General features: G+C 62.1%; 12 protein-coding genes. 11 read left to right on the top strand and 1 reads right to left on the bottom strand.

Annotation, left to right across the window (positions count from 1 at the left end):
- The 6 genes from APH25_RS19015 to APH25_RS18990 all read left to right on the top strand — a co-directional run.
- The coding region (locus APH25_RS19015; protein ID WP_156333233.1) for a type I secretion C-terminal target domain-containing protein at nucleotides 1-3,418 on the top strand (3,418 nt) is incomplete at its 5' end.
- 162 nt (nucleotides 3,419-3,580) lie between these two features.
- Nucleotides 3,581-3,922, top strand: a complete 342-nt coding sequence (locus APH25_RS19010; protein ID WP_028635571.1) for a hypothetical protein — start codon at nucleotides 3,581-3,583, stop codon at nucleotides 3,920-3,922.
- Nucleotides 3,923-4,120: 198 nt separating this feature from the next.
- The gene (locus tag APH25_RS19005; protein WP_060483005.1) at nucleotides 4,121-5,020 is read left to right on the top strand and encodes a TauD/TfdA family dioxygenase; all 900 of its coding nucleotides are present in this window, start codon (nucleotides 4,121-4,123) and stop codon (nucleotides 5,018-5,020) included.
- Nucleotides 5,021-5,037: 17 nt separating this feature from the next.
- Complete coding sequence (locus tag APH25_RS19000) at nucleotides 5,038-6,057, top strand: ABC transporter substrate-binding protein (RefSeq protein ID WP_060483004.1); 1,020 nt, start codon at nucleotides 5,038-5,040, stop codon at nucleotides 6,055-6,057.
- A gap of 4 nt (nucleotides 6,058-6,061) precedes the next feature.
- On the top strand, nucleotides 6,062-6,925 hold the full coding sequence (locus tag APH25_RS18995; RefSeq protein ID WP_060483003.1) for an ABC transporter ATP-binding protein: 864 nt from the start codon (nucleotides 6,062-6,064) through the stop codon (nucleotides 6,923-6,925).
- A 14-nt stretch (nucleotides 6,926-6,939) separates the two neighbouring features.
- Entirely contained in the window at nucleotides 6,940-7,803 is an 864-nt protein-coding gene (locus APH25_RS18990) for an ABC transporter permease (RefSeq protein WP_028635567.1), read from the top strand.
- Between the two features lie 4 nt (nucleotides 7,804-7,807).
- On the opposite strand, the gene APH25_RS18985 is transcribed toward APH25_RS18990, so the two are convergent.
- Nucleotides 7,808-8,374 carry a WYL domain-containing protein gene (locus APH25_RS18985; protein ID WP_028635566.1) on the bottom strand — a complete coding sequence of 189 codons (567 nt, stop codon included), beginning with the start codon at nucleotides 8,372-8,374 and terminating at the stop codon, nucleotides 7,808-7,810.
- A gap of 207 nt (nucleotides 8,375-8,581) precedes the next feature.
- Here APH25_RS18985 and APH25_RS18980 point away from each other — a divergent pair, with 207 nt between their 5' ends.
- The 5 genes from APH25_RS18980 (at nucleotide 8,582) to APH25_RS18960 (ending at nucleotide 13,092) form a co-directional block, all read left to right on the top strand.
- Nucleotides 8,582-9,376, top strand: a complete 795-nt coding sequence (locus APH25_RS18980; RefSeq protein WP_060483002.1) for a tetratricopeptide repeat protein — start codon at nucleotides 8,582-8,584, stop codon at nucleotides 9,374-9,376.
- Nucleotides 9,377-9,480: 104 nt separating this feature from the next.
- Complete coding sequence (locus APH25_RS18975) at nucleotides 9,481-9,933, top strand: MarR family winged helix-turn-helix transcriptional regulator (protein WP_028635564.1); 453 nt, start codon at nucleotides 9,481-9,483, stop codon at nucleotides 9,931-9,933.
- Nucleotides 9,930-12,017 (top strand): FUSC family protein, encoded by a 2,088-nt coding sequence (locus tag APH25_RS18970; protein WP_060483001.1) that lies wholly within the window; start codon nucleotides 9,930-9,932, stop codon nucleotides 12,015-12,017. The genes APH25_RS18975 and APH25_RS18970 overlap by 4 nt, the downstream gene beginning before the upstream one ends.
- Nucleotides 12,014-12,226 carry a DUF1656 domain-containing protein gene (locus APH25_RS18965; RefSeq protein ID WP_028635562.1) on the top strand — a complete coding sequence of 71 codons (213 nt, stop codon included), beginning with the start codon at nucleotides 12,014-12,016 and terminating at the stop codon, nucleotides 12,224-12,226. Before APH25_RS18970 ends, APH25_RS18965 begins: the two co-directional genes overlap by 4 nt.
- Complete coding sequence (locus tag APH25_RS18960) at nucleotides 12,223-13,092, top strand: HlyD family secretion protein (RefSeq protein ID WP_028635561.1); 870 nt, start codon at nucleotides 12,223-12,225, stop codon at nucleotides 13,090-13,092. Before APH25_RS18965 ends, APH25_RS18960 begins: the two co-directional genes overlap by 4 nt.
- Nucleotides 13,093-13,094: the final 2 nt, after the last annotated feature.

Here is a 13,094-nt window from a genome sequence, read left to right as displayed (position 1 = left end):
GGGCGGCCAGCCTTCCATCGTGAAGGCGATCACTGACCTGGCAGTTGCCGGTGACAAGCAGTTCGAGAACCTGGTAGCCAACAAGGCTTCGGTGACCACCGCCGTGACCGACGAACCTGCGGGCCAGGGCGACCTGACCACCGTGGGCATCAGCGGCACCACATCACTGACCGAAGGTGAAACGGCCCACTACACACTGACCCTGAGCAATCCGTCGAAAGCCGAAGTCACCGTCACCCTCAGCTATTCCGGCACCGCCAAGAACGGTGAAGACTTCACGGGCGTTACCACCGTCAAGATCCCGGCCAACAGCTCCGGGGTGACCTTCGACGTACCGACCATCGATGACAAGCTGGTGGAAGGTACCGAGAACTTCACTGTGAAGATCGACAGTGCCACCGGTGGCAACTTCGAAAACCTGCAGGTGGACAGCAGCAAGGGCAGCGTCACTACGGCCATCATCGACAACGACAACCTGCCTGTGTCGCCGGGCGGTGCTGTGTACGGCGTCGAAGATACCGACTACGTGTTCGCCTGGAATGACTTCAAGGTCACCGACCCAGACGGCAACACGGGCCTGTTTGTGACCATCACTTCGCTGCCGGTTGCCGGTAGCCTGAAGTTCTTCAATGGCACCACCTGGACCAACGTCACTGTGGGCCAGGTGGTCAGCCAGGCGGACATCACTGCCAGCAAGTTGAAGTTCGTGCCACTGCTCAACCAGTCCGGCGCCGATGGCTACGGTGGCACCGGTGTGGGCAACCAGCAGGCTGACTACGCACAGTTCAAGTACAAACCGAACGATGGCACCAACCTGGGCACCGAAGTGACCATGAAGGTCGATATCAGCCCGGTGGCAGACATGCCGACGCTGGCAATCGGCAGTGCCGATGTCGAGTCCAAAGGGCTGACCAAGGAAGTGTGGACCAGCCTTAAAAACCTGGGCACCGGCGGCAACGGTATTACCGGCGACGAGCTGAAGACGGTGTTTGCCAACTCTGGCAACGCCAATTCCAGCGGCACCATCACCAACGTGCAGTCCGACGGCAACGTGAACGCGGGTACCGGTTCGAAGACGTCCGGCCTGATCTACCTGGAAGCTGGCAAAACCTACACCTTCAGCGGTACGGCTGACGACAGCTTCCTGGTGAACGTAGGCGGCAAAGCCGTGGTTACCACCACCTGGGGCGGTGGTGGCCAGGTGTCCGGCACCTTCACGCCGGCCTCCTCGGGTTACTACCCAATCGAGATCTACCATGCCAACCAGTCTGGCCCGGGTAGCTATGACCTGAATATCCAGGTGGGCTCCGGTGCCGTGACGGACCTGAGCAGCTCGAACATCAAGATGTACCAGAACGTCACCGAGATGGGTAACGCTGGCCTGAGCGTGTCCGACATGCACACGGTCAACGGTCAGAATTACTACGACGGCTACAAGCTCAACGAAGGGCCTGAGAATGGCACGGTCAAACTGGTCGGTATCTCTACCGCCCTGACCGACACAGACGGCTCCGAAAGCCTGAACGTGAAGCTGTCCGGTATCCCGGCAGGCTCGGTGGTCAGTGATGGTGCTGGCCATACCGCCACCGTGGGCGCGTCGGGTGTGGATGTTACCGGCTGGAAGCTGGGCAGCCTCACCATCAAGCCACCGGCCTACTACCAGGGCCAGTTCGACGTGAAGGTCACCTCTACTTCCACCGAGAGCGTTGGCGGCAGCAAGGCAGTCAACGAAGGCACGATCAAGGTCACGGTGTACGGGGATACCTACACGTCCACCAACCTGACCGCCGACAGCGACAACTTCACCGGTACCGGCGCCAACGAGATCATCGTGTCTGATATCGGCGGCTTCCATGTGACCCCAGGGCAGAGCTACAACCTGGCATTCATCGTGGATACCTCGGGCAGCATGAAGAACTCGGTGGATGCTGCGCAGAAAGCACTGCAGTCTGTGTTCACCACCCTGGCCAACAGCGTGCAGGGTTCCACATCCGGTACGGTCAACGTGCTGCTGGTGGACTTCGCCACCCAGGTGAAATCGACCGTTTCGGTGAACCTGTCCGACGGTTCCGCCCTGCTGACACTGAAAAACGCACTCAGCGCAATGAGTGCTGACGGCGGTACCAACTACGAAGATGCGTTCAAGACTACGGCAAACTGGTTCCAGAACCTGAAAAATGCAGGTGTGTCCGGCACTAACCAGACCTTCTTCATCACCGACGGCCAGCCTACTTTCTACCAGGCCGGCGAGAGGACCAACCCTACGCTTGTCAGCTACAGCAGCAGTAAGGCAAACATCATGATGGATGCCTACCTGTCGTCGATCAATTACAAGCTTGGCCAGACCGTGAACGTCAACCTGGACAGCAACAACGTCCTGCAGATCGACAGCAACGGCAACCTGGCTGTGTACAAGGCCGGCTTCTGGGGCTGGAGCACGGCTGTGAGCGGCGTGCTGCATGCGCAGGGTGATGGTACGTATGAGTTGTCGAGCCTTGCTGGCCAAGGTAGCTACACCGACGCCGACACGGTCAGCAACTCCAAGAGTGCATTCGCCTTGCTCAAGGCGTTGTCGCCAACCATCGAAGCCATTGGTATCGGCAGCGGTGTAAATACCGATGACCTGAAGCCTTACGACTCTGACGGCAATCCGCAAACCAACATCGACGCCTCCAACCTGGCCAACGCGGTACTCGGCCATACCGACGCCACGGCGCCAGGCAATGACACGGTCAATGGCGGTGACGGCAACGACATTATCTTCGGCGACCTGATCACCATGCCGTCGGTTGCAGGCAACGGCATCGAAGCGCTGCAGAACTATGTCGCGATGCAGACCCATGTGGATTCCAGTGCCGTGGACAGCAAGGCGATACACCAGTACATCACCGAGCATTACAAGGAGTTCGATATCTCCGGTACCAACGACGGCAATGACATTCTGTCGGGCGGTAACGGCAACGATATTCTCTTTGGCCAAGGCGGCAACGACACACTGGACGGTGGCAAGGGCAATGACATCCTGCTGGGCGGCTCCGGCAACGACATCCTCATTGGCGGCCCGGGTGACGATATCCTCATCGGTGGCAGCGGTGCCGACACCTTCGTGTGGAAGGCCGGCGACTACGGCAACGATGTGATCAAGGACTTCAACAAGGGTGAAGGCGACCGTATCGACCTCAAGGACCTGCTGCAGGGCGAGAAGGGCAGCACGATCGATAACTACCTGAAGCTCACCACGGTGGAAGGTACGACCACACTCCAGGTCAGCAGTGAAGGCAAGCTCAATGCTACCGGTGGCCTGGCCAACGTCGATGTCACCATCAAGCTGGAAGGTGTGAACTGGTCCAACCAGACGATCAATTCGTTGATCAGTGGTGCCGACCCGACCATCATCATCCATAACAAGGACAGCTGATAACTGTGCACGGGGCGGCCTCCAGCGCCGCCCCAATGCGCCAGCCAGGCTTCCCCGCCTAACCACCACAGCGCATAATCCAGCGCCGGGCCAACGTGCCCGGCGCTTTTTGCCTATGCTGCTGTCTACTGACAAGGAACCACTGTGACGAGGGACTCTGCCATGTTCTACGTGCAACGCGACGCTGCCGGCCAGTTGCTGCGGGTAGAAGCAGCCGCTTTTGACGAATTTACCGAAATGCTCCCGGCCGACCATGCCGACATCCAGGAGTGGTTCGCCGATGACGTCGTGGAAAACAGCCTGAACCAACTCAAGCAAAGCGACCTGGACATGATCCGAGTGCTCGAGGACCTGATCGATGTGCTCACCGCCAAGGGCGTGTTCAAGATCACCGACCTGCCACCCGGTGCCCAGGCCAAGTTGCTGAACCGTTCCACAGCGCGCAAGGCGCTCAGCAGCCTCAACAACCTGATCGAAGAGGAAGAGGAGGGTGGCTTGATCTGATCGCGGAACAAGCCGGAATGGATGAACTATGTTTATTCTTTAAGAGTATTTAAATAATTTTTCTTATGCATTTATAGTTCACCCCACTGCGTACCCGTCGACCAATCGATGCGCCGCACGACTTGAACCCACACGGGAATACCCCGTGCGTTTCTGATCGTTGCGCGTCCTGGAGTCGCGCACTGCGTGGAGTGAAAAATGCCAGCCGCCTCGAACGCCTTGTCGACCCTCGACAGCGCCCAGCCGCAACGCTTCGAAATCCGCCCGTTCTCCGGTGCCGTTGGCGCCGAGATTATAGGCCTGGACCTTGCCCAGCCGGTCAATGCCGATGATTTCAGCCGTATCCATCGCGCTCACCTCGATCACCATGTGCTGGTGTTCCGCAACCAGCGCATCAGCCCCCAGCAACAAATTGCCTTCAGCCGCCGCTTCGGCGAGTTGCAGATCCATGTGCTCAAACAGTTCCTGTTGGCCGGCCACCCGGAAATTCTGATTGTTTCCAACATCGTCGAAAACGGCCAGAACATCGGCCTGGGCGATGCCGGCAAGTTCTGGCATTCAGACCTGTCGTACAAAGCGTTGCCCAGCCTGGGTTCGATGTTGCACGCCCAGGAGCTGCCAAGCGAAGGCGGTGACACCCTGTTCGCCGACATGCACAAGGCCTGGGAGGCTGTGCCTGATGCGCTGCGCAAGGTCATTGCCGGGCGCGATGCCGCGCATTCCTACACCGCGCGCTATGCCGAAACCAAGTTCGAAGGCAACTGGCGCCCCGCCCTTACCGCCGAGCAGCTGGCCCAGGTTCAGGAAGTGATCCACCCGGTGGTGCGCACGCACCCCGAGAACGGCCGCAAGGCCCTGTTCGTCAGCGAAGGCTTTACCACCCGCATCGTCGGCCTGCCGGACGATGAAAGCCGTGACGTGCTGCAGCAGCTCTACGCCCTGAGCGTGCTGGAGCAGAACATCTACCGCCATCAGTGGCAGCCGCACGACCTGGTGTTCTGGGACAACCGCTCGCTCATCCACCTGGCCGCCGGCTGCCCCGCGCACCTGCGGCGCAAACTCTACCGCACCACCATCCAGGGCGATGCCCCGTTCTGACGACTGAGGAAACCATCATGCGCAAATCCATCAGCCGCCTGGCGGCAAGCATCGGCCTGGGCGCAAGCCTGGTCGTGGGCAGCCTGGCTGCCCCTAACCTGGCTCATGCCGAAGGCAAGATCCGCATCGCCGAACAGTTCGGCATCGTCTACCTGCTGTTGAACGTGGTGCGAGACCAGCACCTGATCGAGAAGCACGGCAAGGAGCAGGGCCTCGACATCGAAGTCGACTGGGCCCAGTTGTCGGGCGGCTCTGCCATCAATGACGCATTGCTGTCTGGCTCGGTGGATATCGCGGGGGCAGGGGTAGGCCCGCTGCTTACCGTCTGGGACCGCACCAAGGGGCGGCAGAACGTCAAGGCCGTGGCCTCGTTGGGCAACTTCCCGTATTACCTGGTCAGCAGCAACCCTGCTGTGAAAACCATTGCTGACCTCTCAGACAAAGACCGCATCGCAGTGCCGGCAGTGGGTGTGTCTGTGCAGTCGCGCTTCCTGCAGTACGCGGCAGCGCAGCAGTGGGGCGACGCTCAGTACAACCGGCTGGACAAATACACCCTTGCCGTACCTCACCCTGATGCCACTGCCGCACTGCTGGCAGGGGGTACAGAGCTTAACGGCCATTTCTCCAACCCGCCGTTCCAGGACCAGGCACTGGCCAACAAGAACGTGCATGTGGTGCTCAACAGCTACGACCTGCTCGGGCCGAATTCGCCCACCCTGCTGTTTGCGACCGAAAAATTCCGCAAGGACAACCCCAAGACCTACAAGGCGTTTGTCGATGCCCTGGCTGAAGCTGCCACCTTTGCCCAGAACGACAAGGCGGCCGCTGCCGACACCTATATCCGCGTGACTAACGCCAAGATCGACCGTGAAACACTGATCAAACTGATCGACAACCCGCAGTACGAATTCACCGTCACCCCAAAGAACACCTACAAGCTTGCCGAATTTCTCTACCGGGTAGGCGCCATCAAGCACAAGCCTGAATCGTGGAAGGACTACTTCTTCCAGGATGAACGCCCGCTGCAGGGGAGCTGAGCGCATGACTGCATCATTGCCAGGCCACACGGTCAGCAACCTCGACCGTGTGGCCACGCCGCCGCTGCTGAAAGTGGATAACCTCACCCTTGAATACCGTACCCGGCAACGCGTGGTGCGCGCCACGCACCAGGTGAGTTTCGAGGTAGACCCGGCGGACCGCTTCGTGCTGCTCGGCCCGTCCGGTTGCGGCAAGTCCACCTTGCTCAAAGCCGTGGCCGGCTTCATTCAGCCCCAGGCGGGGCAGATCGTGCTGCAGGGGCAGGCGGTCAGCGGGCCCGGCCCGGACCGTATCGTCGTGTTCCAGGAGTTTGACCAGTTGCCGCCCTGGAAAACGGTAAAGCAGAACGTGATGTTCCCGCTGTTGGTATCGGGCCAATTGAAACGCGCAGAGGCTGAAGAGCGTGCGCTGCACTACCTGGAGAAAGTTGGCCTGGCAGCCTTTGCAGATGCCTACCCGCACACCCTGTCGGGCGGCATGAAAGCGCGCGTGGCCATTGCCAGGGCCTTGGCCACGCAGCCGAAGATCCTGCTGATGGATGAACCGTTTGCGGCGCTCGACGCGCTGACCCGGCGCAAGATGCAGGAAGAACTGCTGCTGCTGTGGGAGGAGGTGCGCTTCACCCTGCTGTTCGTTACCCACTCCATCGAGGAAGCCCTGGTGGTAGGCAACCGCATTTTGCTGCTGTCGCCCCACCCCGGGCGGGTACGCGCCGAAGTGCACAGCCACCAATACGGCCTGGGCAGCTTGGGTGGCAGCGATTTCCAGGCCAGTGCCCGGCGCATCCACCGCTTGCTGTTCGATGAAGCCGATACCCCCGACCACGCCGAAGGCCTTGGCTTCAACGACATCCGCATCGCCTACTGACAGGAGCTTCAGCCATGACCACTACCCCTGTACGCCAGGAATACGAGGTGCAGCTGGAGCCGTTGCTCAGTGTGCCTGTGGAACGCAACCTGCCGTTGGCTCAGCGCCTGTGGCAACACGGCTGGCTGCGCAAGGCGGTCATCCTGGTGGTGCTCGCCCTGCTGTGGGAGGCCGTTGCCCGTTACCAGGACAACGACCTGCTGCTGCCGACTTTCCTGCAGACAGCCACGGCGCTGTGGGGCGGCCTGGTCAGCGGTGAGTTGCCGGCCAAGGTTGGCGTGTCGCTGGTCATTCTGCTCAAAGGTTACGTGCTTGGGATCATCCTGGCCTTCGGCCTCACCAGCCTGGCGGTGTCGACCCAGCTGGGGCGTGACCTGCTGGGCAGCTTGACCTCCATGTTCAACCCGTTGCCGGCGATTGCCCTGTTGCCACTGGCCTTGCTGTGGTTCGGGCTGGGCGACAACAGCCTGATCTTCGTACTGGTGCACTCCGTGCTGTGGGCGTTGGCGCTCAATACCTATGCCGGTTTTCTCGGCGTGTCCGAAACCTTGCGCATGGCGGGGCGCAACTATGGCTTGAAAGGGCTGCGGCTGGTGCTGCACATCCTGGTGCCGGCAGCCCTGCCGTCGATCCTGTCCGGGCTCAAGATCGGTTGGGCATTCGCCTGGCGCACCCTGATTGCAGCAGAGCTGGTGTTCGGCGCGAGTAGCGGCAAAGGCGGCCTTGGCTGGTACATCTTCCAGAACCGCAACGAGCTGTACACCGACAAGGTGTTTGCCGGGCTTGCAGTGGTGATTCTGATCGGGTTGCTGGTGGAGGGCCTGGTGTTCAATACACTAGAGCGGTTGACGGTGCGCCGCTGGGGTATGCAGCGCTGACCTGTTACGGCTTCAGGTCCTGATACTGCGCTGCTGCATTGGTCAGGATCTTGCCAATCTCGTCGCGCAACTGCGCCGGTTGCTCGACCACCACCGCATCACCCTGGCTCAACAGCCACCACCGCAACGGGCAACCATCGCTGACCGTGGCCCGCAGCTGATGGCCCTGCTTGTGCGCCGTCAGCTGCATGTCGCTGCTCAATGGCGCTTCGCGCAGTTGCCGGGCCAGCGTGTCACTGATGCGGGCAACCAGTTCGATGCCGTCCCCCTGCACAGGCAGCACGGCATCACCGCGTAAATGGGCGAGCAGGTCCGAACTGCCGCGCAATTCACCCACGGCACTGGCCGACCAGTGCCAGCCGAACGGGATGCTCTTGTCATTGCGCTCCAGTGGAAAGATCAGTGACAGCTCGTTGAGGTCACGCTCTACGGTGCGTTTGCTGACGCTAAAGCCCAGGTCTCGCAGGCGCCAGACCAGTTCGGAGCTGGTGATGCCGGGGGAGCGGCTGGGCAACTGGCGCAGCAGTGCCCACTGACGGCTTAGGGTGGCGCGAGTGGTGGCGAACGGCAAAAGATAACGTCCTTGTCTAGGCTTGCCGCAATAGGATGGCGGCACGCGAGGGGCATGGCAATTGGCCACAGACCGCTCAGATCAAGTAAGTGACGTTTGGTTGCCTGGTACCGTATCGTTCGCGACAGGTTTTGACGTGCCATCCCGCAGAATCACGCCTCATCACAGCCGAAGGTTGGGGTTGTGCGTCGTTCAATGAGGATGAACATGTCTGCTGCCAGCAATATCCATTCGCTGCTTGCCCGCCTTCTTCCCGAGCGGGTCATCACCCCGCCAGCCGCCGTGGGGAAGCGACAGCGGTTGTTTGCCGGGGTCGGGCTTCCCAGCCAACGCTCCCTTTTGGTCAGCCGCCTGGACGAGGCCAGCGACCTGCAGGCGGTGTATCGCGACCTGCGGCTACAAGCGTTGCAGGGCAATGTGGCAGCCCTCAATGACCTGGGCTGGATCTGGCTGAATGGCAAGTACTGGCGTGCCGATACCGTGCTGGCGGGGCACCTGTTGCGCATGGCAGCGTTGCAGGGGAGTGCGGCGGCATGGTTCAACCTTGGGCAGCAACACTACTTTGGCAAAGGCGTCGAGCCTTCCTACGTGCAGGCAGCAGAGTGCTACCGGCAGGCCTTCGAGCGGGGCATGTTGCATGCCGCTGCCGCGTTGGGCGACCTGCTGGAAGAAGAAGTGTGTGACGGCGGGCTTCAATGGCAGGTAGACCCTGCGCAGGCTTACCAGTGGTTCCTGCGCGGCGCCGAGCAGGGCGAGGCGCGCTGCCGCTTCGAAGTCGGTTACCGCCTGATGCACGGGCTGTACGTGCAGGCTGAGCTCAAGCCTGCACTCTACTGGCTGGAACTGGCTGCCGCCGCGGGGGTGGTACAGGCGGCCGAGGAGCTGGCTGTGCACTTCAGCAGCCGCGACAAGGTGCGCTACGAACAGTGGCGGGACCGCGCCGTGCAGATGGGCAGCACCCTGGCGCTGACGATGAAACTGGAAGACCAGATTCACCCGTGATGTGCAGCCTTTGCGGTGTGCCCTCCGTCGGCAGCGGTTGACGAGAGGGGGAGGGCCAGGCGTATATTGATAGTTAGCAAACTATGAATATAGCTGGTCTCCTTATGTCCCTTGATCTTCTGCGCCTGCAGGTCAGCAGCGGCCTGGTGGTTGCTGCTCGCCACTGGCGGCGCATCTGCCACAACGCCTTGACCGGCTACGGTATCTCCGAGGCCTGCGCGGCGCCGCTGCTGATGATCGTGCGCCTGGGCGATGGTGTGCACCAGGTTGCCGTGGCCCAGGCTGCCGGCCTGGAGAGCCCTTCTCTGGTACGCCTGCTCGACCAGCTGTGCAAAGCCGGCCTGGTAGTGCGCAGTGAGGACCCGCTGGACCGGCGGGCCAAGGCCCTGAGCCTGACCGACGCAGGCCGCACCCTGGCCGAAGCCATCGAAGCCGAACTGGTCAGGTTGCGTGGCGATGTGCTGGGCGGTGTCGACCAGGCGGACCTCGACGGTGCGTTGCGCGTGCTGCGTGCCTTCGAAGCAGCCGGCCTGGGCAGCACGGGTGGCCTGGCATGAACGGTTTCTTCAGTTCGGTACCGCCGGCCCGTGACTGGTTTTATGGTGTGCGCACCTTTGCCGCCTCCATGATCGCGTTGTACATCGCGCTGCTGATGCAGCTGCCACGCCCTTACTGGGCCATGGCTACGGTGTACATCGTCTCCAGCCCGTTCCTCGGCCCTACCAGCTCCAAGGCACTGTACCGCGCCTTGGGTACCTTGCTGGGCGCCGCCGGGGCCGTGCTGCTGGTACCGCCGCTGGTGCAGTCGCCGTTGTTGCTCAGCATCGCCATTGCCCTGTGGACCGGTACCTTGCTGTTCCTCTCGCTGAACCTGCGTACCGCCAATAACTATGTACTGATGCTGGCCGGTTACACCTTGCCGATGATCGCGCTGGCCGTGGTCGACAACCCGCTGGCGGTTTTCGACGTGGCCTCCTCCCGGGCTCAGGAAATCTGCCTGGGCATTGTCTGTGCGGCAGTGGTCGGGGCCATTTTCTGGCCACGCCGGCTGGCGCCGGTGGTGGTGGGTGCGACCGGCAACTGGTTCAACGATGCCATCCGCTACAGCGACAGCTACCTGGCGCGGCTGTCTGGCACCAGTGACGTGGGTGGCATGCGCGGGGCCATGGTGACCACGTTCAACTCCCTGGAGTTGATGATCGGCCAGCTCGGCCATGAAGGCGCCGGCCCCCACACCTTGAAGAACGTACGCGAACTGCGCGGGCGCATGATCCACCTGCTGCCGGTGCTCGATGCCCTGGATGACGCGCTGACGGCGTTGCACGGCCGTGCGCCACAGCAGTTCGAACAACTGCAACCTGTGCTGGATGCCGCCCGGCAATGGCTCGCGGGCACTGCCGACAGCGCCTCGATCGGGCGCTGGGCTGCCCTGCATGCCGACATCGACCGCCTGCAGCCAGGGGCCGAGGCCCTCGACCAGCGTGCCGAGTTGCTGCTGTCCAACGCGCTGTACCGGCTCACCGAGTGGGTCGATCTGTGGCAGGACTGCTGCACCCTGCAGCATGCGCTGCGCAGCGACGATGCCACACCGTGGCGTGCCGTGTACCGGCACTGGCGCCTGGCCCGTCTGAAGCCGTTCTTTGACCGCGGCCTGATGCTGTACTCGGTAGCGTCCACCGTGCTGGCGATCATCGTGGCATGCGGGCTGTGGATCGGCCTGGGCTGGAATGACGGCGCCAGTGCGGTGATCCTGGCCGCAGTGTCATGCAGTTTCTTCGCCGCCATGGATGACCCGGCGCCACAGATCTACCGGTTCTTCTTCTGGACCCTGATGTCGGTGATCTTCTCCAGCCTGTACCTGTTCCTGGTGCTGCCCAACCTGCACGACTTCCCGATGCTGGTGCTGGCCTTCGCCGTGCCCTTCATCTGCATTGGCACACTGACCGTGCAACCGCGCTTCTACCTGGGCACCCTGCTGACCATCGTCAACACCTCCACCTTCATCAGCATTCAGGGGGCGTACGACGCGGACTTCTTCACCTTCCTCAATTCCAACCTGGCCGGGCCGGTGGGGCTGTTGTTCGCCTTCGTCTGGACCTTGGTAATGCGCCCGTTCGGGGTGGAACTGGCGGCCAAACGCATGACCCGCTTCACCTGGCGCGACATCGTCGAGATGACCGAGCCGGCCACCCTCGCGGAGCACCGCAAGGTGGGGGTACAGATGCTCGACCGCCTGATGCAGCACCTGCCGCGGTTGTCGCAAACCGGCCAGGACAGCGGTGTAGCACTGCGCGACCTGCGCGTGGGGCTCAACCTGTTGGACCTGCTGGCCTACATGCCGCGTGCGGGGCTGCAAGGCCGCCAGCGCCTGGCCACGGTCATCGAGGAAGTGGGTGCGCATTACGCCGCCTGCCTGCGTGTCGGCGAGCGCCTGCATGCGTCAACAGCGCTGCTGCGCAGCATGGAGCGTGCGCGCCTGGCACTTAACCTGGATAACCCGCATGAACGCGGCGCGGCCCGCACTCACCTGCTGCATGCCCTGGCCGGCTTGCGCCTGGCGCTGCTGCCCGGGGTGGAGGTAATGCTGGAGCCTGCCGAACAACCGCAACTGCCTCCCGGGCTGGATGGAGCGCCACTGTGATTGGTGAACTGGATATCAGCGGGGTATTCCTGCCCACGCTGCTGGTGATGATGTTTGCCACCTACCTGCTGTTTCTGGGGGTGCATGCGGTGCTGGTGCGGGTGCACTTCTACCGCCTGGTCTGGCACCGCGCACTGTTCAACGTTGCCCTTTACGCCGTACTGCTCGGTGCGGTGGACCATTTTTGTCGAAGCCTGATGCTGCCATGAAAAAACCTTTGCTGACGCTGGGCCGTGTGGTCCTCACCCTGCTGGTCGTGACCTTTGCCGCCGTACTTGTGTGGCAGATGGTGGTGTATTACCTGTTCGCCCCCTGGACCCGCGACGGCCACATCCGTGCCGACGTAATCCAGATTGCCCCGGACGTGTCCGGGCTTATCCAGAAGGTGGAAGTGCGCGACAACCAAACCGTCAAACGCGGCGACGTGCTGTTCACCATCGACCAGGACCGTTTCACCCTGGCCCTGCGCCAGGCCAAGGCCACCCTTGGTGAACGCCAGGAAACCCTGGCCCAGGCGTCCCGGGAAACCCGGCGCAATCGCAAGCTGGGCAATCTGGTGGCTGCCGAGCAACTGGAAGAAAGCCAGTCGCGTGAAGCCCGTGCCCGGTCTGCGGTCAGCGAGGCCCAGGTGGCGGTGGATACCGCGCAGCTGAACCTCGACCGCTCGGTGGTGCGCAGCCCGGTGGACGGGTACCTCAACGACCGCGCGCCGCGCAACCATGAGTTCGTCACCGCAGGGCGGCCGGTGTTGTCGGTGGTCGACAGTGCCTCGTACCACGTCGATGGCTACTTCGAAGAAACCAAGCTGGGCGGCATCCACATTGGTGACGCGGTGGATATCCGCGTGATGGGCGACAACACCCGCCTGCGCGGGCATGTAGAAAGCTTCGCAGCCGGCATCGAGGACCGTGACCGCAGCAGCGGCGCGAACCTGCTGCCCAACGTCAACCCTGCCTTCAGCTGGGTGCGCCTGGCACAACGTATTCCGGTACGTATCGCCTTCGACGAAGTGCCACCGGACTTCCGAATGGTCGCCGGGCGTACCGCCACGGTTTCGATCGTGGAGGGCCAGTAGCC

The sequence above is a fragment of the Pseudomonas sp. NBRC 111119 genome (assembly GCF_001320125.1).
Taxonomy (GTDB): Bacteria; Pseudomonadota; Gammaproteobacteria; order Pseudomonadales; family Pseudomonadaceae; genus Aquipseudomonas; species Aquipseudomonas parafulva.
Note: the sequence above shows the minus strand (reverse complement) of the source record. Positions and strands in the feature narration are given on the sequence as shown.